Below are 25,274 nucleotides of genomic sequence, written 5' to 3'. Positions count from 1 at the left end.
CGAATTCAAGTTCGAGCGCCCGAATTCAAGTTCGAGCGCCCGAATTAATATTATAAGTAATTACCCGAACCTGATATTAATCATGGGGCAATTCGTCGCTCTCAAACTCTGCTTGGTTCTACCGTAGGCGCAATTGATAATCCTTACCAATGGGTGAATCAACAAGCTTTAGTCTATGAAAATTTGACAGAGACGCTGAAAAATAAGCGTGAGGGAATCCAAAAGGATATCAAAAAAGCAGCTAAGGATTCCCAAGAATCTTTACTGCAACAAATCAAGGGAATTTTTCAAGATGCTATAAAAGCCGTTCCATCTTTTGCAGAAGACCATTGGAACTGTAACGAAGTTACCATGAAGCAGGGATGGGAACAAAAACTAAAAGCACTTCGATTTGAAAAACGCTTAAATTCCGCTTATCAAGAGACTAGCCAAAAATTTAATAATGAAGTTCAGGAAGTTCTTGAGGAAATAGGAAATGAATTACAACTAATCTCTCAGCTTGGCAGCAGGGATTTCAACTTTCCTGAGCAGGATTCAAACAATTATCGAGACATTGTACGAATTGGTGGAGGCATTCTAGGGATAGCAGGAACTATTATAGCGTTATTCGTAGCCTCTCCAGTTGCGATTTTTATCGGGATTGGAACTGGTGTTTTTAGCATGATGACAGGACTTTTTAAATCCAAAGGCGAAAAGCGACGCGAAGCTGTTCTAAATATCTCAACTTCATTAGAAACTCAACTCAACACTCAGAGGCAAAAGACTCTACAGCAGGCTCAGAGGGACTTGGGTAAGTATTCTGATTCCGTAACCGCGAACATCAACAGCTATTTTGAAAAATTGATTGAAGGGCTAGAAGCGATCGCGACTCAGCTTGAAGAAGCAAAAAACAAGTTATCAGGGGCAGCAAATTATCTAAACCGTGCTTATGCCAAGCGAATTATTGACTGGTGTGTTGAAGCAAACGAACCTCTCACAGATGAGCGGATCGCCGAAACCATTGCTAAAGTTCACCGAGATTTCGGGCGTAACATGAAGATTGTAACAAAATCGAAAGTTCAGCGACTAAAATCGCTAGAGGATATCAAACACATCCTTCAAGAGGATATTTCCTTTAGCTATCTCAATTCTACCAAAAAAAACTAAACTACCATGACTCAGAACACCCCGAACTTTAAAGCTGCCGATGTCGGTGCATCTTTCAAAAAAACGCTAGTAAAATTTGACAACTTACTGGCTCAGGGAAACACAGCCGAACTAACAGCTATCCGTAAAAAAGTGGGCGATGAATTAAAAGAGTATCGAGAGCGGGGGATTCTAGGAGTAGCTTTTGTTGGTCAGTACAGTGCAGGGAAATCAACCATTATTTCTGCATTGACAGGACGGCGCGATATCCGCATTGATGCTGATATTGCTACTGATAAAACTACCAATTATGACTCGAACAATATCAAGTTAATTGATACACCCGGACTTTTTACAGACCGCCAAGATCATGATGAGATTACTTATGATGCCATTAACCAATCTGACTTGCTAGTTTTTTGCCTCACCTATATGCTTTTTGACTCATTGACAGCAGAGAACTTTAAGAAGTTAGCCTATGAAAAAGGCTATCGCTGGAAAATGATGTTAGTCATCAATAAAATGTCTGATGAAGCAGGAGAAGAAGAGCAAAAGATTGCTAACTACCGCCAAAGTCTTACCGATGCACTGAAGCCTTACAGTCTCGATGAATTTCCGATTTGCTTTATAGATGCCAAAGACTACTGTGAAGGCATTGACGCTAACGATGATTTTCTGACAGAAATCAGCCGATTTCCAACTTTTATTAATGCGCTCAATCAGTTTGTAGAGCGTCGTGGCTCCCTTGCTCGTTTTGATACACCAGTCCGAATTGCCCTAAGCTGTGTTGATAATGCTCAGTTGAGCTTTACTCGCAATTCCAGCGAAGATTCTACTTTTTTTGAAGTGCTAACACGGTTATCTCGTACAGTGCGAAAGGAGCGAGATCGTCTGCGAATTAAGGTTAAAAATATAGCCCTAGAGATGTCTTCAGGAGTTGCTAGCGAAGGTAACACTCTTGCGGCAGCAGTAGGTAGCGATGGGGATTTTGAAAGCCTTAATAAACAAGCGGAATTGAATCTGCAGAAACACTATGAAAAAGCAGAAAGAAAACTGCAAGAAGCTGTTAATGTAGCAGTTGAGGAGATCCAGCAGGAGGTCGAAGAGGTGCTAGAAGGTAATCTAGTCAAGAGTTTTGTTGCTTGCCTAGATAAAAATCAAAATATATCAGGCCAAAATCTTGGTTCTGGTATGGATGTGGAGCGACTTAAAGACCAAGTTGATTGGCTTAAACAAATCGGTGAGACGGTCGGACTGAAGCTAAGCACTGAGGCAACGAGGGGTTTTGCAAAGACCGCTGGACAAGGCTTTCTACGTTCTAGAGATGTAGTAGGAAGCGGTCTACATCAAGGTGTTGTGGCTGTGGGAAAATTTGTCGGCTTTAAGTTTAAGCCTTGGCAGGCGGTTGGTATTGCCAAAAACATCGGCAACGCTGCTAAATTCCTTGGGCCTGCTCTAGCAATTGTTTCGGTAGGAGTAGATATTTTACAAATGCAACAGGAACATGAGCGAGAAAGGCAAATGGCTGATATCCGCCGCGATATTACGAGTCAATTTCAATCGATAGCAAAAGACTTGGAAAATCAAATTGAATTACAACTCTGGGAATTTGAGCAACAAGTTTACGGAGAGATTGAGAAGCAAATTTCAGCCGCTCGCCAGAAGGAAGAGGAAGCGATTTCTGCTTCTAATACTTGGGTAAAACAACTGGCAGAAATCCGTAAGGATTTTGACCTGATTATCCAGTACATCACGAAGGCAACAGCTAATCCGAATACTTGAAGCTGAAAAAGTGCGATCGCCCTTACATCCCAACTTGTCAAAAAGCGCGTGAAGCGCAGCTATCTCGTAGGAAATCGCTCTTATATTATTTAGAGAAAAAACGACCCGAATAATATTTCTTCATCGATTCGTGAGAAATAATCGCATGACCAGATGCGTCTCTGGGTATATCCCCTCTCGCTTCTAGCCAAGGCATTTCACTGCAAATCATTCGTTCCAAAGTTTCATCATCATACTCAAAATATGCCTCGGCAACTTCCTCGATAAATTCCCCGATTTTTTGGGGAAGTTTCGGTTGTTCGATTTTCTCTGTAATTGGTTCCCAGCTAAATTGGCAGTGATACTTCTCTAATAAATCAGGAATAACTGGCCCGTGAATCCAGGCTTGAAAATCTGCATCAAATAGTGGCTTGCCGTAAACTCCTAAATACCAAGCTTGAGCGTAATACAGGAGTTTTTGTAGCTTGTAGACGTTGATTGCTACATTAGTTTGCGCGGCTAACCAAAGGAAAGCATTTGCAATATCTCGATAGCTCAGTTTTTCTGAATTAGTTGGAACCGCAACAACTTTCAGTTTCCCTTCGCCTATCTGTTCCAATAGTTCATAAACTGACAAGTTAAATTCTCCGGCAATTTGCTCAACTCTTTGCCATACCAGAGAACTTACAGTTATTTGATATTCATTTGTTATTGAGTTAGCTTGAGTCATGGCAGTCCTTAAAGCTGACTTAAATAATTGTAGCAAACAGTGCGGAATAATAATGACATAAAGGCGATCGCCCGCGACATCCCAATTTGTCAAAAAGCCCGTAGGTGTAACCATCCGCAGGCAATGGGCACAGCATCCCTATGTCTGTAGCAAATCCCCATCAGTCAAAAGTTGGTACTAGGAAATATCGCTCTAAAAAATACTTGACAGTGAAAATCTAGCTGTGTATTATAGAAGTAGTGCATACAATGAAAAACATGAGACTAAAAAGTTGGGAGTCTCCTCGCAGCGAGGGTAGAAACTCCAAAGGTAAAGGCGGCTCAGCCAGGGCTCGGCAACTCAAAAAGCAACAGCAAACTCTGCGAAAACAGTTAAAAGCTCAACACGATCAACAAAACAACCAACAAAACCACCAACAAAACCATCAAGGGAAGGAAACCGATAATTCCTTCCCTTTTTTTGTATCTTTCTGCAGCTCAATCCCGCTGAATGTTCGGACAAATCGTGCGAGTAATGCTCGCCTGCGAGGGTTGCTCTTGCCAGCAGTTGAGAATGCCTTGCAACTCCCTCTTCAAAGTTTCTAAGGCTGCAATTTGCACGGAAATTTCCTCTACCTTAGCCGTGAGATGCTGCTTCGCTTCAGAGCAAGGCAACTCCCCCCGATCGCGAACTTGTAAAATATCCTTAATCTCCTGAAGGCTCAAACCCAGAGTCTGAGATCGTTTAATAAACGCCAACCTGTTAAATACCGTTTCGCCAAACAAGCGATAACCAGCGGGCGATCGCTTTACTGCAGGAGACAGCAAGCCCATCTCCTCATAGTAACGAACAGTTTTCACCGACAAACCACTACAGGCAGCTACAGAGCCAATTTTGTACAGTTTCTCGGCAACAGAAATATTCATAAACCAAGCATCCAAGATCGAAAGACTTTCTTGCCCTATCTTTTAGTGCCTCAGATCCAGGGAGTCGATCGGCACATCGCCCAGTCACCATTGCCCGGTAATCTTAATAAGGAGGATTTTTTTTAGAGACGTTAAGCACGGGCAACTGAGGTCTAGAAGACTGAGGAGGAAGATAGTATTCGGGAGCAGGTGCGGGTTGTTCGGCTCCAGAGCGGTAAATTTGCCACCAGCGGAGAGCCATCGCCACCCCAGCAGTACCCAGCCCAAAAGCCAATAAAGAGCCACTGGCACCGATGCTGCCGATGGCTGCATCGACAACCCCCACTGTCACAACAAAGCTGGTAATTGGTTCTCTACGGTAAGCTGACCTCAAAAGTCGCGTCCACGAAGCATTCATTTGGTTTTACTCTGTTCTATATTTATTTACAAGCTCTAAAACTTAGAGTTGGCGGAACGATCGGGATTTCTAGCTCAAAGACTAGCTTCACCTAAATTAATCTTCTCGCCTGTGGGGAATTGTACGGGAGCGAGGCAAAATTGCCAAGCTAGTCAAATCAAAATTCCACCCCATATACACCTCCAAAAGCCAGCTATTGCATTCGGGAACAGATCTCTCTCGACAGAGAAGTCGCTGGGCTTGTTTCTAATTAATATTTTAATCAATTCCCGAATTTGTCGCGGTCAGCAGAAGTCACACCCGCTGCCGCAAGAGTCAAGACAAAGTGTAACGCTGACCGCGCCATTGCTAAAATTAGTTGAGACCTAACCAGGACAGCAAGCCCTGGCCTGTGACATACTCGATAATTAAAGTTAGAGAAAAACCGATCATCGCGGCTCGACCGTTAAGGCGTTCCGCGTAGCTATTGAAGCCAAACTTTGGCTGTTCCAGTTTGGGAGTGACGGTGGGTTGTAGTTGTGTCATTGCTTTGGGTACCTGGCGATCGACGCTATTCAAATGTGAAATCCAATGTTAGTTACAAATCTTAAACATTGCTACTTCTATTATAAAGAGGCTTAACCGCCGTCAACCGTCCCCGAAGAGAAAAAACTGCTGCCAACTAATGCCAATTAATTATACCCGCTCAAAATATGACTAATCAGTTAGATAACGATAAGCTTCCTGTCGCGGTACAGCGAGTAGCCTTTGCCCTTCGTACAACAGGCTGGGTTTGCTTCTGGGTACAGGTAGTGCTAGGGGTGGTAGCGGCGATCATTTTGCTCTTTGCCATCCCCTTCGCCCTCCCCAGGGCTAGCGCCGCTGCTGGTTCAACCAGTGCCGGCACCGGCGGCGGCGTATTTTTTGCCATTTGCGGGCTGGCCGTACTCGCTTACAGCGTATATCGCTCTTTCCGCTTCACTCGCTTGTCGAGACAACTGCGATCGCCCGCTAACGCAGTCCGCCCCAAAAAAGCAGACACCATCAAAGAAGTGCGGCTGGCACTTTGGAGCAACTTATCGGGAATGGTGCTGACGCTGATCGGTGCAGAAGCCATCAGCGGCACGCTTTTAGCCAAATCTCTAGCTCAGCCGCAAGCCTTGTTCGGTGCCGCAGTTGATTTGGGCCGATTTATTCAGCCTCTAGATATATTTGTCGTACTCGCTAATACTCACGCCACTGTTGCCCATTTTGTCGGGATTTTCGGGGCTCTTTTTTTGCTCGATCGCATCCACAAGCAATAGAAAATTGGTAAGTGGGAATTGCGCCTCTCCCACTCTCTCTCACTCTCCCACTCTCCCCCAACCGACATCCGGAATCACTGCCAACCTGTCGAAGAACGTACTCAGATACCTTCTACTAAGACAACATGAATATCATGGCACTGAAACCCGAGGCTTATTTTGGGGTGACAGATCACCCAACTATTGAAATTTCTCAAGAAAGTTTTCGTTCTGTCCTAGGTCAAATAGAAACTGAACTCCTCTGTAGCGACACCTATAGCCACGCTCTAGCTAGCCTGCAAACAATGTTGGGCGAAGCAGCCTCCGCTGCCGAAATTTTAATTAGAGCAGTTAGCAGAGAAGCCGTCAAGCTCGCATTCGATCGATTTCCCAAACAAAACAAAATTGAACCGCAAGTACCCCAAGAGAGTTTTACTGTTGTAAGTCCCGCCATTGAGACGGTGACAGAAATTCAAGAATTGGAGTCACCAGTAGCTGCTCCTGTCTTCTATTGGCGCAGCGCTAGTGTGGAAGCGCCACCCCAAACCGAGTCCGAAACTGAAAATTCCGATCGAGACACTGACACTTCTGAAGACAGCAAACAAGCACCCCAAGACGAAATCAAAGTCGAGTCGGCTCCACCTGCAACTGTCACCGTCCCCGGAAAATCCTTCCCAGGGTTCGGTTTTCCCAAAAAGCCGAAAAAACTCACCAAGGAAGAAGAAGCAGCTTTAGCCGTTCAAAAGCGAGAAGAGTGCCTGCGGGAGTTGGGTGGAGAATTGCGTAAGGGACGGCAAATTCGCTCCCTATCCATGCAGCAACTCCACAGTCAAACTCTCGTGCCGCTGCACCACATCGAATCGATCGAAAATGGGGAAATCGACAAACTGCCCCAAGATATTTACGTTAGAGGTTTTATCCGCAGACTCGGCGACGCCTTGGGACTAGACGGCAGCGCTATGGCGAATGCTTTGCCCAAACCCGAGCCGAGCCCAATTCCCAGTATGTATGTGTCTGTTTCCGATTCCGACTCAAGCGAAGGCTTTCAAATGCGTCCGGTGCATTTGTACATCGGCTACACCGCTTTGATGGCTGGGGCTGTAGGGGGTTTGGGTTGGCTGTCGCAGCAACCTGTGGTGCCAGGAGCACAGGCAGTACCTCCAACGCAGGTGACACCGCCAGCCTCAGTTGCACCGGCTCAGAAGACCCCAGAAAAAGCACCTCAACCGGGCTTGAAGAAGTCTAGCAACGGGGGAATGATGGTGGGGGCTGACATGGCGCCGCCGGAGGTGATTTTTGGTTAGTGTGTGTCGGGCGAGTGATCGTCCGACAACTCTCTTGGCGCAGGTGAACTCGCAAACCCGGTTTCCGAGTTCACCTACATACGGATACTTGCTTGAAGAAATAAGTCTTGGAAACCAATTACAGTTGAGATTTTAGTTCCATCCCCCACCTTCATCCATCTGTGGAGTCAAATCTAAAATCTAAAATCTAAAATCTAAAATCGCCGGGTCGTGTACCCAAAGTGAATTTTCAACTGCATCAGGAAACCCGATATGTGCGATAAACTATCTATTTGACCACTCCTCAAAGAGGTTTCCGATAAGATGAGTTCCCCAGCCACCGCTGCTTTCTCCGATCTCGATCCCCTATCGACTCACTCGCCAACAGTCACGAGTTTGGCGGCACCAGACAGTGCTTTGGTAACGGTGGCTCAACTGCCACAAAAATCTTGGACAATAGAAGATAGTGAGAAACTCTACCGCATTCAAGGTTGGGGCGAACCGTATTTTTCGATCAATGCAGCCGGTCACGTTACAGTTTCTCCCAAGGGCGATCGCGGCGGTTCCCTCGATTTGTGCGAACTGGTAGAATCCCTGAAACAGCGAAATTTGGCTTTGCCACTGCTGATTCGATTTTCTGATATTTTGGAAGACCGGATCGAGCGCTTAAATTCGTGTTTTGCCAGAGCGATCGCTCGGTACAATTACAAAAATGTCTATCGCGGTGTCTTTCCAGTTAAATGCAACCAGCACCGACAATTAATTGAAGATTTGGTGCGTTTCGGTCAACCCCATCACTTCGGGCTCGAAGCCGGCTCCAAACCGGAATTAATGATAGCTTTGGCGACCTTAAAAAACCCAGGCGCTTTGTTAATTTGTAATGGTTACAAAGACCGCGAATACATCGAAACTGCTATTTTGGCGCAGCGGCTAGGGCAAACTTCCGTAATTGTACTGGAGCAAATAGAGGAAGTAGAACTCGCAATTGCCGCGAGCAAAGCATTAGGAATTAAACCGATTTTGGGAGTGCGAGCAAAACTCACTACAAAAGGGGTTGGCCGCTGGGGAGGTTCCACGGGCGATCGGGCAAAATTTGGCTTGACAATTCCTGAAATTATCCGTGCAGTCAGCGAACTAGAAAAAGCAGGAATGCTCGATTGTTTGCAGTTATTGCACTTCCACATCGGCTCTCAAATTTCCTCAATTAGTGTCATCAAAGACGCCATTCGAGAAGCCAGCCACATTTATGTAGAATTAGCTAAGTTGGGAGCTAATATGAACTACTTGGACGTAGGCGGTGGACTCGGCGTTGACTACGACGGGTCTAAAACAAATTTCCACGCTTCCAAAAACTACAATATGCAAAACTACGCTAACGACGTAGTAGCGGGAGTGAAAGATGCCTGCGACGAGCGCAAAATCCCCGTTCCAATTATCATTAGCGAAAGCGGGCGGGCGATCGCTTCTCACCAATCAGTGTTAGTTTTTGACGTACTCGGTACTAGCGATGTCCCCAGAGAAGTACCCGAACCAGTAGATGAAAACGCGCACCAAATTCCGCGCAATCTGTACGAAATTTACCAATCTATCAGTCCCGAAAATTACCAAGAAGTTTATCACGATGCTATCCAATTTAAGGAAGAAGCAGTCAGTTTATTTAACTTAGGCTATTTGGGAATTGCGGAACGGGCGAAAACCGAACAGTTGTACTGGGCTTGCTGCGATAAAATACAGGCGATCGCGCGGCAAAACGAATACGTATCTGACGATTTGGAAGACTTAGAAAAAGTGATGGCGTCTATTTATTACATCAACTTATCTGTTTTCCAGTCAGTACCGGATAGTTGGGCAATTAACCAATTGTTCCCAATTATGCCAATTAACAGACTCGACGAAGAACCAACTCAGCGCGGTATTTTAGCCGATATCACCTGCGACAGCGACGGCAAAATCGACCAATTCATCGATTTGCGAGATGTGAAGTCGGTTTTGGAACTGCATACTCTCAAACCTGGAGAACCGTACTATTTGGCGCTATTTTTGGGAGGTGCTTATCAAGAAATTATGGGCAACCTTCACAACTTATTCGGCGATGCTAATGCAGTTCACATTCAGCTAACACCTTCTGGGTATCATATCGAACACGTTGTGAAAGGAGACACTATGAAAGAAGTCCTCAGCTACGTACAGTACGATTCAGAAAATTTGGTTGAAAGCATCCGCCGTCAGACAGAAGCAGCTTTGCAGCAAAATAAAATTACTCTTTCCGAGGCCCAACTTTTGCTGCAAAATTACGAGCGGAGTCTGAGCCAATATACTTATCTTCAGTCTTAAACTGTAGGGTGCAACCTAAGCACATTACCAGAATTGAAAGCTGAGATCGTAAATGTAAAAGTAGGGTGCGCTAGGCGCACCTCACCTTGAGTAATTACCAATTACCAATTATGCACCATGACCGAGAATTTCAGATATCGCCCGCCGCTCTTCCCCGTGGTGAGTGGGTAAAACTTGGCGAGCGTCAGTAATCAGCCAATCTAGAGCCGCCGCTTGCAAATCGATCGCCGCCCCGGTTTTATCAACGCAGTAGCGCCCGAACACCAGTTTGTCAACCAACCGCACCTCCGGGCCCAAACGGGAATACTCAAAAATCACGCTGTTTTCCACAGTCGCGCCACTGCACAGCCAGCAATTTGGGCCAATCATTGTCGGTCCGACAATTTTTGCTCCATCCTCAATGATCGTCATCCCGCCAATGTAAACAGGCCCAGTAATATCAACCTTATCCCAGTTAACAGCTACATTCAAACCCGCGTAAACACCGGGGCGCACTTCAATTCCGGGAATCGAAACATTTTTAACTTGTCCCAGCAGCACGCTCTGAATTGCCCGCCAATAGTCAGGCACTTTGCCGATATCCACCCACTCAAAGTCCATGCTAATCCCGTAAAAAGGCGCGCCTTCTGCTACTAGCTTGGGGAATAACTCCGAACCGATATCGTATTCCTGGCCCGAAGGGATGTATTTGAATATTTCCGGTTCAAAAATATAAATACCAGTGTTAATGTCGGTACTCAGAGCTTCCTCTACAGAAGGTTTTTCTTGGAAATCTTTAATTTTGCCAGACTCGTCTGTTACTACCACTCCGTAACTGGGAACCTCCTCGCGGGGAACCGATTTCATAACAATAGTAGCGATCGCCCCTTTTTCCCGGTGCCACTTCACAGCAGCAGTCAAGTCCAAGTCAATTAAAGCGTCGCCGCACAGCACCACAAAAGTATCGTCAAAAAACGGCGAGAAATCCTGAATTCGTTTCATGCCGCCAGCCGAACCGAGAGCCTCTCCAATCATTTCTCCCTCCTCAATTCGCCCTTCAAAAGAATAGGCAATTTGTACCCCAAACTTTTGACCGTCGCGGAAGTAGTTTTCAATCACGTCTGCCAGGTGGGAAACATTGACCATAATCTGGTCAAATCCGTGCTGGCGGAGCAATTCAACCAAAAACTCCATCACTGGCTTTTGCAGGATGGGAATCATCGGTTTGGGTATTGTCTGAGTAATGGGACGGACGCGAGTGCCTTTACCGGCCGCCAGAATCATCGCTTTCATTATTAACTTCCTCAACCCTCTGTTAACTGATATCAACTGAACAATTAGATGCTAGCGGTTGCGATCGCATCGATCGCAGCAAAATCCTGACCCCGCCCAAAAACGGGTACAAGTTTCCGACGCGAGCGTCCGGGTCGATTTCAAAATTTTAGACGCTAGTTCAAGCTCTCAGATTCAATGCAACAGTAAATCTAAAATCTAAAATCTAAAATCTAAAATCGACTGACCTATTTATAGGCGACATCGTACCAGGCTATCAATGACTCTTCCCTATTTGCTTGATTTAAAAAACCAGGAATCGGGAATCAGCAAAAACTTCGCACTCCCGCTGTCCGCATTCGAGACTCAGCAGCAGAATGGCGGCGAGCGAGGTTCTGTCTGGAATTTTAACCGACGCAGCGGCACAGTTATTAGTTTCGCCCGAGAAACTAATACCCTGCAAGCTCAAAGGGCGCGGATTTTAAGGTCTTGGTAAAACTCCTCTTGAAGCAACTCTACTTTAGACTGAGCCGACAGCAGCAACAGTGCCCAAAAAATACCCACACGGTCATGATTTGGCAAGTGAACTTCCCCAGTCGATACCGGGAGTTCTGGGTTGACAGGAGAGTGCAAATCGTTATGATGCCAGAGGTCCAACAATTTGTCCAAGTCCAGCCAACCCTCGTCAATTTCCGAGCCCCGCTGAGCAAGAAACAGTTCGAGTTCGCTAGCAGTTTCTACGAGATTTTCTTGGTGAGCTAGCTCAAAGATAGCCTGAGCTGCTTGCGATCGCATTTTTGAGGTAGGGCGACGCCGGGGGGTAACTGTCTGCTCCATGGCGGCTTTCATGAGCTGCAACTGCTCAATCAGTTCTGGGAGAGTCACCGGGCGTTTTTGCGGTAGTTGAGCTACACCTCGACGGCGCAATTGCCGCTCCAAATGCTGGGGCAAGTGTCGCCCTCCTGAGTGCTCTGCGTCTTCGAGTGTCGCCTCCTCGGCCGACTCTGGATTCGCGGGGGGTTCTGAGAGGACGATACTTTCTGCTTTGAGCAAAACCAGCATGGAAGCGTACAAAAACGCTTGGCCGGAGTGGGACAAATCAGAGAAATCCTTACTCGCATCGCCATCGCAGGCGTTCGTAAGCTTGCTCAAACATCGATCGAACACTTCAATTACCTTAACGTCCCAAGGATCGATTTCTCCCCGTTCTGCGAGGTCAATTAAAATTGCGATCCCCTCGGAAATCGTTTCTAAACCATCTTGGTCTCGGGAAACGGCCATTCGATTTTAGATTTTAGATTTTAGATTTTAGATTTTAGATTTTAGATTTTGCCTCTGAGAAAACGAGAGAGCATATCAAGTTAATTGGCGGTCATTTCAGCAGTTGTACCCTCAATGGCTGCTATTTCTAAACTTATCGGTTCTGCACTTTCTAACAAAGGTTGTTTGCCTTCTACTTCAGCTTTATAGCGTTCAAGGTTTTGTTCTAATTCCTGAATCCGCTGCTCTTTTTCGCGAACTTGGCGAATCTCTTGGCGCAATGCGAGGGTTCGCTGCATTCTCGACCACAGACTGAACAGCCAGGCTAGTGTTGCCCCTAATCCGGTCGCTACAATTAGTTCTACGCACAGCGGAGCTTTAACTTGGACGCCTTTGATAACTTGAATCGCGACTGGCTGTGTATTTTCGATGCTGAATAATACTAGAGCCAAGCAAATCAGAAAGATGAAGAAGAAATTTAGCGATCGCATTTTCTCTGTTCCTAATTTTCAATTCAGGTTACGCAAATTGTTTCCCATTTGTCAACTGTTTTTGGGCAGATTATCCCAGCTTTTTTGATAATATCAAATCTGCTAAGTTAACTATAATATCCGAAGATTGGCGGGTTTATTGCAGCTCTGAGAGTTGATTGAATAGATTGGTTCACCCGCCCCTCTAGGACATATCGTTTTTAGGTTTGGCCGATGTTTTGCGATTTCTTGCCGATTCCCAGCGCTGGCAATATTTGATATTTCAAAGCAATCCCCGCCGCCACAAATAAGGCAATAATTAGCGCCCCAATTCCTACAGGACTGGGAATCCAGAATATCGCCTCCAAATAGTTAATTTCCCCGGGTTTGAGCTTCCAAACTAACTGTTTTCCCTGCTGATAGCTTTCGGGAACCAGCGCACCGGCGACAGTTTCAATACTTTTGGCGCCCCAAGGCGTGTTCAAGCTAAAGTCTAGCTCCAAAAGTCCCCCCGGACTAAGCAGCAGACTGCCGTTAGAAGAAAGCAGAGAAAGAGAGCGCAAATCCAATTCCAAACTCAACCGATTTCGCAGCACCAATAACAAATTATTCTGCTTGACATTCAGGTGAGATTCAAACTTCGGCAAATCGGTTTCTAGGGGACTTGCAACCCGAGATTTTGTAGTTGGTGCGACAGGATTGTAAAATTGGTTGAACTTGTCTTGCAACTCGGCTCCATTATTGAAAGGAATCCTCACTAGAACTTCGGTGGGCGAAAGCCGTTTAGTTTTTCCGTCCAGCAACCTCACCCGGCGTTCTACGCTTTTCAACCATTCTGCAACAGTTTCGGTGCTGAAGCTCGTCAACCTTTCCCCCAGTTTTATGTGCTGCACGATTTCGCCACGAGTTTGACTCTCAAAGTTCACCCCGACATCGTACTGAACGCATCCACTCACTAGAGTTAAAAGGCAAAAAACTAAAGGTAAAAGAAAGAAAAAGTGCTTTTTCTTCTTCCGAGTTCCATCCTTAAAATTTTGCTCTTTCATTGTACCTTTTTCCCTGTTTTTCCCTATTTGCATGAATTAGCAAAGCGTTGAATAGCCGGCAGTATTTATGTGTTTTTATTTTCACGTCGGGACTTGCGAACCGCATACCAAAAACCCGGTTTAGGAGCTGCCGAAGGGCGATTTCACAGATGCTTTGTGGCAGAAACCGGGTTTTTTTGACGTGAGTGCTAACATTTTTCTAGCAGCAGTGTCGGCCTTACCTGGAATTAACCGCACTGAACTTATTGCCTGGAAGCTACACCCAACTGTTGAAACAGCATACTCGGCAAATATGCCGCACCGCCTACCCATTCGGCTTCGCTGCTCAAATCTGCCAAATTTTTAAAGGCTTCAAAAATACTGCCTGCCACCATTGTATTCTTGACGCGGCCGACAATTTTGCCTTTTTCTACTTTATAGCCTAAGTCCAAATTGACAGAAAATTCGCCAGCTAACTGATTGGACTGACCGGCACCTAAAACCTGCTCTACTATGAGCCCTTCGTCCATGCTAGCAATCAAGTCTTGAGTGGCGGTATTTCCAGGGGAAATGCAAAAGTTAGTCAAATCAGGGCCTGGGCGAGACAATCCGCCACGAAAACCGTTGCCAGTTGATTGTACACCGGCGCGAGCGGCCCACCTGCGATCCCAATAAAATCCAGTGACAGTACCTTTGTCTATCAAGACTTTGCGGGTGGTGGGTGTACCTTCGTCGTCAAAGGGACAAGCAGAAGGGCCTAAAGTGGGGTCTTCAAAAAAGGTAAAGCGTTCGTCAAACAAGGTTTCGCCGATTTTGTCGGCTAGGGGAGAGGCTTTTTGAACTACTGCTTGACCTGAAAGGATGGTATCAAAGAGGCCGCCGAGGGTGCTAGCGGCGCCTCTGGGGGTAAATAATACTGGGTAGGAACCGCTGCTGATGGTGGCTGAATGTTCGGCGAGGCGGTATTTGTCGAGGAGTGATTCGAGGATGCTGTCGGTGTCGAGGGGACGATCGCGCGCTACGTCGTAACTGTATGCTTGCATAAAGTCTTCTCCCTTTACCAAATTTCCCGCGATCGTCCCGCTGATTATTTGGCTACTTCTTTCGGCATACAGGTCTTGCGTCGTAGCAATTTTCACGCGGCCGCTGCGGACGTGGAAGCCGACATCTACCATAATATCGGGATTGTAGGCGTGAACTTGCTCGATGAGGTTTTTGCCGTTTTCCACTAATTCTTGAGTTGTGGGCGGAGTGTAGGTGGTTTCCGGGCCTTTTAGGTGAAAGTTGGAGGCAAGTTCAAATTCTGCGGGGTCGCCGATTTCGGCTGTTTGAATCGCTGCATCTACTAAATCGTCTACCCGCGTTAAATCTGTGGAACTGGCAAAACCGATTTTGCCTTGGTAAATCAGCCGGAGTGCTACGCCTTGCAGTGCTTTGGTTTGCAGGGATTTGAGGCGATTGTTTTCAAATTCTATGGGGGTGTCTTGACTCGAGAGGTAGTATACCTCAGCCGCATCGGCGCGTTGAGAGGCCAATTTCAAAATCTGTTCTATGGTTGAATCGCTCACAATAATCGCCTTTCTGGTTTGGTCTTTTTTTTATTTTAGCAATTATCGCTATTCAACATCTGACTCCTGCCTCTTGCTCGATAATTAATCGGTGTATCCGTGTCAAAACTACTGGTGCTGCCTTCCTTATTCTTTCTTCCTAACCTCAGCTACATCCGTTACATCCGTTAAATAATCCGTTGCCGAAATTCCTTTTCCTATAATTGTAATTCACACTGTTTAAAAACATAGTTAACGGCTGCAAACAGTCGATCTAAGTCTTGAATTGTATAGAAAAATTTATTTATTGAGCAAACATTTATAATTTGATCTTGCCAAGCTGCCACATTGCCCCATTAGAAACAATACTAAAGATAGTTTGTTCTGGTTCATTGTTAAGTCGCTGCACGGCGATCATTTCTGCCAAATACTGCCCCCATACTTCATCAAATGCGCTCTCTTTCTTGGCTTCAACTAATATGAAATAGGGCTTGTCAAAAACTACTGTGCCGAGGGGGGAGCGCTTCGCCTATAATCTGGAACTTCTAACAGATTCTCATTATAGACTAAGGTTTGGTGACTCCAGAGGATAAAATTAGTTCGATAATTTTTCCAAACTTCTTTTAATACAGGATAAATGATATTTTCACCAATGGCGATTTCCGAGTGGTCAAATACTCAGTCATTGACAATCAATTCAAATTATTCCGAAAAACTTCGCTGACTGCAAATTATCTTTCGAGAATAAAATTATTCCGTAGGCAATTAATTTGGAATTCTTTCGCGACAGCGCTGATACTTTTATAATTGCTAAAAGGCATTGCTTAACTTCTCTCAGTAGGGGTGAGGTGAGCCTCGGCGCACCCTAGAGATAGAATTTGTGCGAATGAAAAAATGATTAATAACTAATAAATAAGCCGCCTAAAATTAGCCCGATCGCAATTAAAGCCACCCATATAAACCTATTATCTTTCGTATTAACCTGACTCAAATCTACAGGCTCTGGTACGACTGGCTTGGGTTTAGCGTACTTGATATCAGGGTTCGGATTAGCTTGAAAACTGATTGATTGATTTTCATCTAAAGCTGCCAAATCAGGAATTTTCACCATCCATTCAGGAGGGATAGTGAGTTTGGGAGCTTCGAGAATGTACAGCAAGCGCTTTGCTTGCTGACGGGTTTCTTGGCGGGGATGGCGGGTGAGCGCACGGCAAAGCTCGATCGCCCTTTCTGTATTGCCAGAGGCTTCGTAGGCTGTCACTAACCACATCTGCACCTCACCCCCTAACCGGGAATTTCGATCGACTAAACCGGTAGCTGTTTCTAAACTCTGCACAGCTTGAGCATACCGGCCACTCTCAAAAGCTACTTGCCCAGCTTGGTACTCAGTTTGAACAATTTCTAACTTTTCTGAAGTCACAAGCACCCACCCAATTCACAAATATTACTTCCCAAATTCCCCAAACGCTAGAATTCGCTGTTGTGTTGCGACATACCCGACTCGTTGTCGCGTTTGGAACCCAGCAAGTCTAAATGGTCTACTTTAATTACTGGCTTCGAGCGATTTGAACCCGTATTGCGGTCTTGCCAGCGATCGAACTTCAAAGAGCCTGTTACGCCAATTAGAGAGCCTTTGCGAACGTAGTCAGCCGCAATCTGCGCTGTTTTGCCCCAGATTTCCAGATTGAACCAGTCTGGTTGATCGCTGTTCTTGGTTCTGCGATTCACTGCCAGCGTCAAACTACACTTAACTGTACCCGACTCAAAATACTTAACGTCCGGGTCGCCGCCGACGCGGCCTACTAAAGTCACAACATTAAGACTCATAAACTTTTCTGGGAATGTGGTCGATCGGTGATGTAGTTAAACAGTCCACACGCGCATTAGCCTCCAAACTGAACTTGGAACAACGCTTGTGAGGCTTCATCCTGATTGTACACCCAGTTAGCAGAACATATTGATGGTGGATGATTGGCAAGTCTGCGCTCAACCTGAGCTCGACAATGTACATTTCTGACTAGACTCAGGATGAAAAACGTAATAGAATCCACCTCGGTTACACTTTTGTAACAACATTATTGCACACAATAGTATTTTAGTTTTTGGGGGGGGTACAAATCAGTGGGTCTTCTCAATCGATTTTCGTTATCTAGAGATATGGGTATCGACCTCGGTACTGCTAACACGCTCGTTTATGTATCGGGCAAAGGTATTGTTCTGCAGGAACCTTCTGTAGTAGCGATCGACCAAGATTTAAAAATACCGCTGGCTGTTGGAGAAGAAGCCAAAAAAATGCTCGGGCGCACGCCAGGGAATGTCATAGCACTGCGCCCGCTTCGCGACGGGGTAATTGCAGACTTCGATACGGCAGAACTGATGCTTAAGACTTTTATCCGCAGAGTTCACGAAGGCCGAAGCTTAGTTTCGCCGCGGATAATTATTGGCATCCCCAGCGGTGTCACCGGAGTCGAGAGGCGTGCTGTCATTGAGGCGGCGACTCAGGCCGGTGCTAGAGAAGTACGGTTAATTGATGAACCCATCGCTGCGGCGATCGGGGCTGGACTGCCTGTTGCTGAGGCGACTGGCAATATGATTATAGATATAGGCGGAGGTACGACGGAAGTTGCGGTTTTGAGTTTGCAAGGTACGGTGATCAGTGAGTCTGTGCGGGTAGCCGGCGACGAACTCAATGAGGCCATCGTCCAATACATGAAAAAAGTTCACAATTTGGTTATCGGCGAACGCACTGCTGAAGAAATTAAGATTCAGGTTGGTTCTGCATATCCAACTCCAGAGGATGACGATGTAATGATGGAAGTGCGGGGCTTGCACTTACTGTCGGGTCTGCCGCGAACTGTTACTATCAAAGGCCCAGAAATTCGCGAAAGTATGTCGGAACCGCTTTCAGTAATTGTGGAAGCTGTCAAGCGTACTTTGGAACGCACCCCCCCGGAATTAGCAGCAGATATTATTGACAGGGGAATTATGCTGGCTGGTGGTGGCGCGCTGATGAAAGGTTTAGATACTCTGATCAGTCACGAAACAGGAATTGTCACTCACGTGGCAGCCGATCCTCTGTCCTGCGTGGTTTTGGGAACTGGTAGGGTATTGGAAAACAAACAGTTGGAACGGGTTTTCAGCGGGCAGTCGTCGCGTAATATGTAGTTAACAAATTTGGGATTGTGGATTTAGAAATACGGCTGCAATCTCAAATCTAAAATCCTGACTTAACAATTTTAGATTAGTGAAATTATGCTAAAAAATACATTCCGAAAGTGGTGGGATCTGCGGCTGCAAATTGCTCTTTTAGGTTTAGCTGTAACTGCCGCTTGGGGAGTTAGGCAAACACAAGGTGCTGCTGTATTTGAAGTTTACAATTGGGTGACTCGTCCGTTTCACGCCAACGGCTCTGGGCAAGAGGAACTCATCTCGGCGCGCACTCAAGAATTGCAAGCGCAGCTATTAGAATTAGAAAATCAAAATCAGAAGCTAAAAGAGCTTTTAGGTTACGTTTCGGGTAAGAAACCTCAAGGAATTGTAGCTCCTATTGTCGGTCGCAGCGCCGACCACTGGTGGCAGCAAGTAACCTTGGGGCGCGGCAGTAACGATGGCATCAAAACAGATTTTACTGTGATGGGTCCCGGCGGTTTAGTAGGCAGGGTTGTCAGCGTTACTCCTAATACTAGCTTGGTGCTGTTAGTCAGCGACGCTACGAGTCAATTGGGTGTGGGAATTACCCGCAGTCGCCACATGGGTTTTATGCGCGGGAAAGGCGGAAATCAGGCTGTGATGGAATTTTTTGAGAATGTTCCCAATGTCAAGCCTGGGGATGTGGTTTCAACTTCTTCTTACAGTCAGTTGTTCCCTCCTGGTTTGCCGGTGGGAAAAGTGGTTTCGGTGGATATGAATAAAACTCCGGCTCCCGAAGCTGTTGTTGAGTTCTCTGCACCGATGAGTGCTCTGGAATGGGCGGTGGTTTACCCCCACTCTAAGCAAGTCGAACCAAAGGATTCGTCGAGTCAATCCTCTGCACCATCTGAGGGAGCACAGCAACAATGAAAGCTTTATCTCGGATGTCTTCACCGCGATCGCGCCAATTTCTCAACTTCGCAGTTACATTTCTATCTGTGATGCTGTGCATACTGATATTGCCCACTCGGATGCCGGGAATGGAATTGCTGGGAATTGGACCGAACTGGCTGTTAATTTGGTTGGTAGCTTGGAGTATTAAGCGGAAACGTACAGTTTGGGGAGCTGCTAGCATGGGCTTGGTTTTGGGGTTTCTTCAAGATGCGATGACGGCTCCTCATCCCACCCATGCTGTCAGTCTAGTTGTTGTAGGAGTTTTAACAGTTGTTTTGCAGAAAACCTGGTCGATTCCGGTAGATATTGTTGAGAGAGATCCGATCCCGATCGCGTTAATTGTGTTTGGGATGGCGGTGGTAGCGGAAACGGTGATGGGGCTGCAATTTTTTTCTATGGGCGATCGGGCTTTACTGGAAATTTGGAGCTATCACCAGCGAGTGGCTTTGTGTTCTGCTATTCTTAGCAGTCTGTGGGCTCCGGTCATTTATTTTCCTCTCAATCGCTTGTGGGAAATGACCAAGAATGTAGAAAAACCTTAGTCAGCGATTAGTCATCAGCCATTGGTCATTAGTCAACAATTAAGTGTTAACTAATTACTGTTAACTGCATTCATTCTACTATTACTTGTTGGTCGGAACCTAATAAGTGATGAACGGCAATAATCAAGTTGCTGAGAATGAAGTTAGGCTGATGCTGTTGGAGTTGATAGCGGCTACGAATTCCGCAGGTAACGGCAATGGTAGGTATTCCCAATGCTTTGCCTGCGAGGATGTCTGCTTCTGTATCTCCGATCATCCAAGCCGAACCCAGCGATGACTCAAATTCTTCTGCAACTTCAGCCAACAATTCAGTTTTTAAGGCTGTATAGTTGTGATAGGCGGCATCCGCCATCTGAGTTCCGCGAATGCTGGTAAACAGTCTGGCTAAACCGTAATTTTGTAACAGTTGAACGGCTTGATTTCTCGGCCGCAGGGTGACTAAAATCAGCCGCACGCCGCGGGAGTGCAGAAGTCCGATCGCCCATTGCACTCCCGGCTGGATGCGATCTAAGTGCAACAAGTCTGGCTGATTGACAATCTGACTGACGCATCCGAGAAAAACGTGAATTTCTTCTCCCGACAAGCCGGAACTTTTAGCGATTTCAGCATCGGGTACTCGGTTTTGTTTCATTTGCCAAAACTGCTGTTTGCTGAGGATTTGAAGGTTGAGGTTGATTCCCCTAGTAAGATAAGCTGCTTGAGTGTCGGCCAATCCCTGTTGATAGGTGGTGTAGTAGCGATCGGACACATCGACTATGGGCCCGTCTAAATCGCAAAATACCGTCATCCGGGGGGACGAGTCAGCCTCTGATGGTAGCTTGTACTGAAGGTTTTCGGAGTCTTGGGCGACAGCAGTTAACATAAAACGTTAAGTAAATCAAGGGAGTTATACATTTCTCGACTGTAGCAAAAAATGTATAAGTTATAATACAAAAATTTTAATGATTTCATTAAAAAAACCTATTAATTTTTTGAGGATGGGGCTCAAGAAAGGCGATCGAGCAAGCCTGCGCGTCGATAAAATTCAGGGAAAAAGTGATTTTTGTGGCTGTTAATATGTGCTTTAGCCATTAAAGTTTAGAATTGAGTTTTTAGTCTTTTGTAATTTACCCATGCTCAAACAAAGCGATTTTGTTAGGAATTCGGACACTAATCGAGTAGAGGTGCTGTCCGAAGCGCTGCCTTACATTCAACACTTTGCCGGTCGCACCATAGTGGTCAAATATGGCGGTGCGGCGATGAAAGATAGCAATCTCAAAGACAAGGTGGTTCGGGATATTGTGCTGCTAGCTTGCGTGGGGATGCGTCCGGTTGTGGTTCACGGCGGCGGTCCGGAAATTAATATTTGGCTGGAAAAATTGGGAATTGAGCCGCAATTCAAAGATGGTTTGAGAGTGACTGATGCGGCTACAATGGAAGTTGTGGAAATGGTTTTGGTGGGGAAGGTAAATAAGGAAATTGTTTCCTTAATCAACCAAGCTGGCGGCAAAGCAGTGGGATTATGTGGCAAAGATGCCAATCTGATTCAAGCTCGTCCAGATGGCAGGGAAGGAATTGGATTTGTTGGTGAAGTCAGCGGCGTGAAAATTCAGATTTTGGAGTCTTTGGTGAACAGCGGTTATATTCCGGTGGTGTCGAGCGTGGCGGCGGATGAAAACGGCCAATCTTACAACATTAATGCTGACACGGTGGCTGGAGAAATCGCGGCGGGTTTGGGAGCGGAAAAGTTGATTTTGATGACTGATACTGCGGGAATTTTAGAGGATTATCACAAGCCAGAGAGTCTGATTGCTAAGTTAGATATTCAGGAAGCAAGAGAGTTGGTTGAGTCGGGAGTTGTGTCTGGGGGGATGATTCCGAAAGTTAATTGTTGTGTGCGGAGTTTGGCTCAGGGTGTGAAGGGTGCTCACATTATTGACGGTCGAATTCCTCACGCTTTGCTGCAAGAAATATTTACGGATGCGGGGATTGGGTCGATGATTGTGGCTTCTGAGTTTAGTAGCGCGAACTTAAGGCTTAAGTAAGGCGTAAATCCTAGCGGGGAGAGGGCGGGTGCGTGAAATGGGTAAACTCGCTGCGATTGCGTATATCCTAGCTAAACCTGCCCCTAAAAACCTTGAGGAGGTACTTCTGGGAAATGACTTCAACTATTTCTAACCGTTGTTGGATTTCAGCTTTTATTAAACTATGATCAAACACTTTATAGTTTTGGATTCGGTTGCGATTCTCAAGCCGATTTCAAATACGCGATTAGCGCTAGTGGAACCAGAATATGCCTCTATTTCTAGTTTGCCAGTTGGACTTGTGGGAACTATTGTTGAAGTGTATGAGACGGGAAAGGAATGTCAGTATTTAGTGGAGTTTGCTGATAGTCAAGGGAGTGAATATGCTATAGCTATGTTGAAAGCTGATGAAATTTTAGTTCTGCAATATGAACTTGCTGTTGCTTAGTAAAGTGAGGGGAATAGAAGTTAGATAAGGGCGATTCGCTACGGGATAGCTTGGCACGCGCGTACTTTAGGAAAAAGAACAATTGCGCTACACCCAAAACATTAGGAAACTGCTTTGAGGTATTGCGTGACAGGCTTCACATCGATGTCATCGTGCGAAGTCAGTATTTTAAATGACAATGCCGGCTGCAATCAAAACTTCCCAATCGCGATCGAGCTTTGACCAATTCTCATAAATGCCGACTTGCCTGAGTTACACAAGCTAAAGATGAATCTTTCGGGTCATTCACTCCCGTGTATTTGTACTGAATATCAAAACCAGCCTTTTCCCCAATTTCTTCGAGATCCCAGTCTACAAGTGCCATATCCGTCGCTTCAACGGCTAGGGCAATATGACCGGGCAGTATGGGGTCAAGAGGCTCGCAGGACCAACCCTCAGAATGGTTCCATACACTTTGACCTTGAGATTATCGAATTTTCATGTCTTTTGCCTCACTGAAAGTAGCAGCGAAACCAGGCTTTGCCTTCAGGGCGAACATCTGCAAGAGACCGTTTATATTCAGTTGCTATAGCAATCCTAAATCATTTGTGAATTTCTTACTCCCTCCCCTTGGGTTCGGGCAGGGTTGGGGTGGGGTAAAAATTTACGATTCCTGCAAGGATTGCTATAGCTAATTTAGGATGATTACATTTACGGCCTAGAGCTTAGCTATACAGAGGCTTTGATGGTTTTCCAAGAAGTCTAAAGATGTAGTGAGGGAAATTCGTCTTCCCTAGCAAAAGACCATTCCTGAATTGACTCCTGGAAGGGTTGCACCATCAATGCTTCCACTTTTAATTAGGATTGGGACTCCCACTGTTGCTCCCAAACGTCGAGGAAATTGTGCCGGATGGCTAGAAGGTAAACTTCGTACTCAAAGATGTCGCTATCCCGTGATTAAAAAGGCTAAAGGTCGGTTCCAAAAATCACCAAAAGTCGTAACTTAACCTTGAAAACTCTTTCTAAATTCACTAAAATTTCACTCCGCTAACCTGGAGTCAATTTATGCTTAGTCTAAACTTCAATCTAAATGAAGTATTCAAACTAACTCCGACACCAAAAATTAATGTTCTTGTGGGGGGGGTACTGCGGCCCGCCCCAACTGAATTTATGCTGCTTTAGCCGGACAGGATCTTACCCATTGCTTAACTTACAAATTGCAACTCATATCCCCCGATAATTGACTGAAACGCGTATTTTCCCGATAGTCTACCGGACAGTCAATCACGCAAGGAACATCTTGAGCAAGGGCTTCTTTCAGAATCGGAATTAAATCTGTTGCAGATTCCACTCGATAGCCTTTTAAACCCATACTTTCCGCAAATTTCACAAAATCGGGGTTGCCAAATTTGACGAAATCTGAATGACCAAAATAATCTTGCTGCTTCCATTCAATTAACCCATAACCGCCGTCATTAAAGATCAGCGTCACAAAATTAGTACCGACTCGCAAAGCAGTTTCTAATTCTTGGCAGTTCATCATAAAACCGCCGTCGCCGGTGGCTGCTATTACTTTGCGATCGGGATAAACGAGTTTTGCAGCCACCGCACCCGGAATCGCAATTCCCATCGCCGCAAATCCGTTAGAAATCAAACAGGTATTCGGGCGATCGCAATGATAGTGCCGCGCAATCCACATTTTGTGAGCTCCCACATCCGATATAAGAATATCTTCCGGGCCAAGAACTTGTCGCAAATCGTAAATGAGTTTTTGTGGCTTGATCGGGAAACCGTCGTCGGCTGCATATTGTTCGTACCCAGCGCGAATATCCGCCCGCAATTGCTTAGCAAAAGGGTCTATTTTCTCCATGCGATCGGCACGCTGTAAAATTTCATTGAGAGAATCAGAAATATCTCCCACAACTTCTATAAGAGGAATATAACTGCTGTCAATTTCTGCAGGCAAAGATCCAATGTGAATAATCGGAATTTTTCCTTCTGGATTCCACTTCTTCGGGGAATATTCAATCAAATCGTAGCCAACAGCAATCACTAAATCCGTTTCTTCAAAAGCACAGCTAATATAATCCCGTTTTTGCAGTCCCGTCGTCCACAGTGCCAAAGGATGAGTGTAAGGAATTACACCTTTGCCCATGAAAGTATTAGCTACGGGAATATTCAATCGAGTAGCAAATTGTGTCAAAGCATCGCTGGCGTTAGCACGGATCGCGCCGTTTCCTACTAAAAGCAGAGGACTTTTAGCCTTGGAAATTGCCACAGCAGCTTTATTCAAGCTTTGGTAAGCGCCAAAGGTTTTTTCGCGGTTGTCTTTGGTGAGCGGATTTCCTTCAGCAGGCATTGCTGCGATATTTTCAGGTAAGTCAATGTGAACTGCTCCCGGCTTTTCACTTTGAGCTACTTTAAAGGCTTTGCGGACAATTTCTGCCGTCGTGCTGGGGCGAACAATTTGAGCATTCCACTTAGTAACTGGCTCAAACATGGCAACCAAATCTAAATATTGGTGCGATTCTATGTGCATCCTATCTGTGCCGACTTGTCCGGTAATTGCTATTAAAGGAGCGCCGTCTAAGTTGGCGTCAGCAACTCCTGTCATTAAGTTAGTTGCGCCTGGACCCAAGGTGGACAAGCAAACGCCGGCTTTGCCGGTCAGACGACCGTAAACGTCGGCCATGAAAGCCGCGCCTTGTTCGTGGCGAGTAGTAATAAATTTAATTGAAGAGTTTCTCAGGGCTTCTAGAATTTCTAAATTTTCTTCTCCGGGAAGTCCGAAGACGTATTCGACGCCTTCATTTTCTAAACATTTTACCAATAGTTGAGCTGTGTTCATTTCCGTTTCTCTCCTCGGTTA

General features: G+C 45.8%; 25 protein-coding genes. 11 read left to right on the top strand and 14 right to left on the bottom strand.

The genetic code is table 11. The features are described from left to right. Positions 1 to 153 precede the first annotated feature (153 nt). Both QUA27_RS21365 and QUA27_RS21360 read left to right on the top strand, forming a co-directional pair. A complete protein-coding gene (locus QUA27_RS21365) occupies positions 154 to 1,146 on the top strand; it encodes a hypothetical protein (RefSeq protein WP_333070268.1) in 993 nt (330 codons plus the stop codon). 132 nt (positions 1,147 to 1,278) lie between these two features. After that, positions 1,279 to 2,907: a GTPase gene (locus tag QUA27_RS21360; RefSeq protein ID WP_333070266.1), complete on the top strand. Its 1,629-nt coding sequence runs from the start codon at positions 1,279 to 1,281 to the stop codon at positions 2,905 to 2,907. Positions 2,908 to 2,992: 85 nt separating this feature from the next. On the opposite strand, the gene QUA27_RS21355 is transcribed toward QUA27_RS21360, so the two are convergent. The 4 genes from QUA27_RS21355 to QUA27_RS21340 all read right to left on the bottom strand — a co-directional run bounded on the left by QUA27_RS21355 (position 2,993) and on the right by QUA27_RS21340 (position 5,443). Further along, positions 2,993 to 3,730 (bottom strand): Panacea domain-containing protein, encoded by a 738-nt coding sequence (locus QUA27_RS21355; protein ID WP_333070265.1) that lies wholly within the window; start codon positions 3,728 to 3,730, stop codon positions 2,993 to 2,995. A gap of 362 nt (positions 3,731 to 4,092) precedes the next feature. Next, positions 4,093 to 4,521, bottom strand: a complete 429-nt coding sequence (locus tag QUA27_RS21350) for a heavy metal-responsive transcriptional regulator (protein WP_006632299.1) — start codon at positions 4,519 to 4,521, stop codon at positions 4,093 to 4,095. A 103-nt stretch (positions 4,522 to 4,624) separates the two neighbouring features. Next, positions 4,625 to 4,918: a hypothetical protein gene (locus tag QUA27_RS21345; protein ID WP_333070263.1), complete on the bottom strand. Its 294-nt coding sequence runs from the start codon at positions 4,916 to 4,918 to the stop codon at positions 4,625 to 4,627. A 354-nt stretch (positions 4,919 to 5,272) separates the two neighbouring features. Next, entirely contained in the window at positions 5,273 to 5,443 is a 171-nt protein-coding gene (locus QUA27_RS21340; RefSeq protein ID WP_172186391.1) for a CAB/ELIP/HLIP family chlorophyll-binding protein, read from the bottom strand. Positions 5,444 to 5,610: 167 nt separating this feature from the next. Between QUA27_RS21340 and QUA27_RS21335 the strand changes: the two genes are divergently transcribed. The 3 genes from QUA27_RS21335 to speA all read left to right on the top strand — a co-directional run bounded on the left by QUA27_RS21335 (position 5,611) and on the right by speA (position 9,797). Next, positions 5,611 to 6,201, top strand: a complete 591-nt coding sequence (locus tag QUA27_RS21335) for a DUF3611 family protein (protein WP_333070262.1) — start codon at positions 5,611 to 5,613, stop codon at positions 6,199 to 6,201. 125 nt (positions 6,202 to 6,326) lie between these two features. Then, on the top strand, positions 6,327 to 7,484 hold the full coding sequence (locus QUA27_RS21330; RefSeq protein ID WP_333070259.1) for a helix-turn-helix domain-containing protein: 1,158 nt from the start codon (positions 6,327 to 6,329) through the stop codon (positions 7,482 to 7,484). A 303-nt stretch (positions 7,485 to 7,787) separates the two neighbouring features. Beyond that, on the top strand, positions 7,788 to 9,797 hold the full coding sequence (gene speA, locus QUA27_RS21325; protein ID WP_333070258.1) for a biosynthetic arginine decarboxylase: 2,010 nt from the start codon (positions 7,788 to 7,790) through the stop codon (positions 9,795 to 9,797). Between the two features lie 108 nt (positions 9,798 to 9,905). On the opposite strand, the gene QUA27_RS21320 is transcribed toward speA, so the two are convergent. Next, positions 9,906 to 11,069: a nucleotidyltransferase family protein gene (locus tag QUA27_RS21320; protein ID WP_333070257.1), complete on the bottom strand. Its 1,164-nt coding sequence runs from the start codon at positions 11,067 to 11,069 to the stop codon at positions 9,906 to 9,908. Between the two features lie 259 nt (positions 11,070 to 11,328). Between QUA27_RS21320 and QUA27_RS21315 the strand changes: the two genes are divergently transcribed. Further along, a complete protein-coding gene (locus QUA27_RS21315) occupies positions 11,329 to 11,544 on the top strand; it encodes a hypothetical protein (protein ID WP_333070256.1) in 216 nt (71 codons plus the stop codon). Here QUA27_RS21315 and QUA27_RS21310 read toward each other — a convergent pair. From QUA27_RS21310 to QUA27_RS21285, 6 genes are all read right to left on the bottom strand, one after another. Beyond that, positions 11,514 to 12,329 (bottom strand): segregation/condensation protein A, encoded by an 816-nt coding sequence (locus tag QUA27_RS21310; RefSeq protein WP_333070255.1) that lies wholly within the window; start codon positions 12,327 to 12,329, stop codon positions 11,514 to 11,516. The two genes, QUA27_RS21315 and QUA27_RS21310, sit on opposite strands and share 31 nt — an antisense overlap. A gap of 80 nt (positions 12,330 to 12,409) precedes the next feature. Then, the gene (locus QUA27_RS21305; protein ID WP_333070252.1) at positions 12,410 to 12,799 is read right to left on the bottom strand and encodes a LapA family protein; all 390 of its coding nucleotides are present in this window, start codon (positions 12,797 to 12,799) and stop codon (positions 12,410 to 12,412) included. A gap of 200 nt (positions 12,800 to 12,999) precedes the next feature. Next, on the bottom strand, positions 13,000 to 13,824 hold the full coding sequence (locus tag QUA27_RS21300) for a DUF3153 domain-containing protein (RefSeq protein ID WP_333070250.1): 825 nt from the start codon (positions 13,822 to 13,824) through the stop codon (positions 13,000 to 13,002). 242 nt (positions 13,825 to 14,066) lie between these two features. Then, positions 14,067 to 15,371, bottom strand: coding sequence for a TldD/PmbA family protein (locus QUA27_RS21295; RefSeq protein ID WP_333070249.1), 1,305 nt, complete (start codon positions 15,369 to 15,371; stop codon positions 14,067 to 14,069). 877 nt (positions 15,372 to 16,248) lie between these two features. Further along, positions 16,249 to 16,770 carry a tetratricopeptide repeat protein gene (locus QUA27_RS21290; protein ID WP_333070247.1) on the bottom strand — a complete coding sequence of 174 codons (522 nt, stop codon included), beginning with the start codon at positions 16,768 to 16,770 and terminating at the stop codon, positions 16,249 to 16,251. A 47-nt stretch (positions 16,771 to 16,817) separates the two neighbouring features. Continuing rightward, complete coding sequence (locus tag QUA27_RS21285) at positions 16,818 to 17,177, bottom strand: single-stranded DNA-binding protein (RefSeq protein WP_190663675.1); 360 nt, start codon at positions 17,175 to 17,177, stop codon at positions 16,818 to 16,820. A 330-nt stretch (positions 17,178 to 17,507) separates the two neighbouring features. On the opposite strand from QUA27_RS21285, the gene QUA27_RS21280 reads away from it, so the two are divergent. The 3 genes from QUA27_RS21280 to mreD all read left to right on the top strand — a co-directional run bounded on the left by QUA27_RS21280 (position 17,508) and on the right by mreD (position 19,975). Next, entirely contained in the window at positions 17,508 to 18,515 is a 1,008-nt protein-coding gene (locus QUA27_RS21280) for a rod shape-determining protein (protein ID WP_190738046.1), read from the top strand. Positions 18,516 to 18,602: 87 nt separating this feature from the next. Continuing rightward, a complete protein-coding gene (gene mreC, locus QUA27_RS21275) occupies positions 18,603 to 19,409 on the top strand; it encodes a rod shape-determining protein MreC (protein WP_333070245.1) in 807 nt (268 codons plus the stop codon). Next, positions 19,406 to 19,975, top strand: a complete 570-nt coding sequence (gene mreD / locus QUA27_RS21270; RefSeq protein ID WP_333070244.1) for a rod shape-determining protein MreD — start codon at positions 19,406 to 19,408, stop codon at positions 19,973 to 19,975. The genes mreC and mreD overlap by 4 nt, the downstream gene beginning before the upstream one ends. 70 nt (positions 19,976 to 20,045) lie before the next feature. On the opposite strand, the gene QUA27_RS21265 is transcribed toward mreD, so the two are convergent. Continuing rightward, positions 20,046 to 20,837, bottom strand: coding sequence for an HAD family hydrolase (locus tag QUA27_RS21265; RefSeq protein ID WP_333070243.1), 792 nt, complete (start codon positions 20,835 to 20,837; stop codon positions 20,046 to 20,048). Between the two features lie 250 nt (positions 20,838 to 21,087). On the opposite strand from QUA27_RS21265, the gene argB reads away from it, so the two are divergent. Both argB and QUA27_RS21255 read left to right on the top strand, forming a co-directional pair. Next, positions 21,088 to 21,999 (top strand): acetylglutamate kinase, encoded by a 912-nt coding sequence (gene argB, locus QUA27_RS21260; protein WP_333070242.1) that lies wholly within the window; start codon positions 21,088 to 21,090, stop codon positions 21,997 to 21,999. Between the two features lie 163 nt (positions 22,000 to 22,162). Further along, positions 22,163 to 22,426, top strand: a complete 264-nt coding sequence (locus QUA27_RS21255) for a DUF4926 domain-containing protein (protein ID WP_333070239.1) — start codon at positions 22,163 to 22,165, stop codon at positions 22,424 to 22,426. A gap of 229 nt (positions 22,427 to 22,655) precedes the next feature. Here the strand turns inward: QUA27_RS21255 and QUA27_RS21250 are convergent, their stop codons facing one another. Both QUA27_RS21250 and QUA27_RS21245 read right to left on the bottom strand, forming a co-directional pair. Beyond that, positions 22,656 to 22,790, bottom strand: coding sequence for a hypothetical protein (locus QUA27_RS21250; RefSeq protein ID WP_333070238.1), 135 nt, complete (start codon positions 22,788 to 22,790; stop codon positions 22,656 to 22,658). 825 nt (positions 22,791 to 23,615) lie between these two features. After that, positions 23,616 to 25,253: an acetolactate synthase large subunit gene (locus tag QUA27_RS21245; RefSeq protein ID WP_333070236.1), complete on the bottom strand. Its 1,638-nt coding sequence runs from the start codon at positions 25,251 to 25,253 to the stop codon at positions 23,616 to 23,618. Positions 25,254 to 25,274: the final 21 nt, after the last annotated feature.

Source organism: Microcoleus harperi Pol14_C6, from assembly GCF_036701295.1.
In the GTDB taxonomy this organism is placed as follows: domain Bacteria; phylum Cyanobacteriota; class Cyanobacteriia; order Cyanobacteriales; family Microcoleaceae; genus Microcoleus.
Note: the sequence above shows the minus strand (reverse complement) of the source record. Positions and strands in the feature narration are given on the sequence as shown.

Excerpts from the sequence above, each read along its gene's own strand:
- QUA27_RS21355 (WP_333070265.1), bottom strand. The coding sequence starts at position 3,730 with ATGGTTACACCTACGGGCTTTTTGACAAATTGGGATGTCGCGGGCGAT.
- QUA27_RS21350 (WP_006632299.1), bottom strand. The coding sequence starts at position 4,521 with ATGAATATTTCTGTTGCCGAGAAACTGTACAAAATTGGCTCTGTAGCT.
- QUA27_RS21345 (WP_333070263.1), bottom strand. The coding sequence starts at position 4,918 with ATGAATGCTTCGTGGACGCGACTTTTGAGGTCAGCTTACCGTAGAGAA.
- QUA27_RS21340 (WP_172186391.1), bottom strand. The coding sequence starts at position 5,443 with ATGACACAACTACAACCCACCGTCACTCCCAAACTGGAACAGCCAAAG.
- QUA27_RS21335 (WP_333070262.1), top strand. The coding sequence starts at position 5,611 with ATGACTAATCAGTTAGATAACGATAAGCTTCCTGTCGCGGTACAGCGA.
- QUA27_RS21330 (WP_333070259.1), top strand. The coding sequence starts at position 6,327 with ATGAATATCATGGCACTGAAACCCGAGGCTTATTTTGGGGTGACAGAT.
- speA (WP_333070258.1), top strand. The coding sequence starts at position 7,788 with ATGAGTTCCCCAGCCACCGCTGCTTTCTCCGATCTCGATCCCCTATCG.
- QUA27_RS21320 (WP_333070257.1), bottom strand. The coding sequence starts at position 11,069 with ATGAAAGCGATGATTCTGGCGGCCGGTAAAGGCACTCGCGTCCGTCCC.
- QUA27_RS21315 (WP_333070256.1), top strand. The coding sequence starts at position 11,329 with ATGACTCTTCCCTATTTGCTTGATTTAAAAAACCAGGAATCGGGAATC.
- QUA27_RS21310 (WP_333070255.1), bottom strand. The coding sequence starts at position 12,329 with ATGGCCGTTTCCCGAGACCAAGATGGTTTAGAAACGATTTCCGAGGGG.
- QUA27_RS21305 (WP_333070252.1), bottom strand. The coding sequence starts at position 12,799 with ATGCGATCGCTAAATTTCTTCTTCATCTTTCTGATTTGCTTGGCTCTA.
- QUA27_RS21300 (WP_333070250.1), bottom strand. The coding sequence starts at position 13,824 with ATGAAAGAGCAAAATTTTAAGGATGGAACTCGGAAGAAGAAAAAGCAC.
- QUA27_RS21285 (WP_190663675.1), bottom strand. The coding sequence starts at position 17,177 with ATGAGTCTTAATGTTGTGACTTTAGTAGGCCGCGTCGGCGGCGACCCG.
- QUA27_RS21280 (WP_190738046.1), top strand. The coding sequence starts at position 17,508 with ATGGGTATCGACCTCGGTACTGCTAACACGCTCGTTTATGTATCGGGC.
- mreC (WP_333070245.1), top strand. The coding sequence starts at position 18,603 with ATGCTAAAAAATACATTCCGAAAGTGGTGGGATCTGCGGCTGCAAATT.
- mreD (WP_333070244.1), top strand. The coding sequence starts at position 19,406 with ATGAAAGCTTTATCTCGGATGTCTTCACCGCGATCGCGCCAATTTCTC.
- QUA27_RS21265 (WP_333070243.1), bottom strand. The coding sequence starts at position 20,837 with ATGTTAACTGCTGTCGCCCAAGACTCCGAAAACCTTCAGTACAAGCTA.
- argB (WP_333070242.1), top strand. The coding sequence starts at position 21,088 with ATGCTCAAACAAAGCGATTTTGTTAGGAATTCGGACACTAATCGAGTA.
- QUA27_RS21255 (WP_333070239.1), top strand. The coding sequence starts at position 22,163 with ATGATCAAACACTTTATAGTTTTGGATTCGGTTGCGATTCTCAAGCCG.
- QUA27_RS21250 (WP_333070238.1), bottom strand. The coding sequence starts at position 22,790 with ATGGCACTTGTAGACTGGGATCTCGAAGAAATTGGGGAAAAGGCTGGT.
- QUA27_RS21245 (WP_333070236.1), bottom strand. The coding sequence starts at position 25,253 with ATGAACACAGCTCAACTATTGGTAAAATGTTTAGAAAATGAAGGCGTC.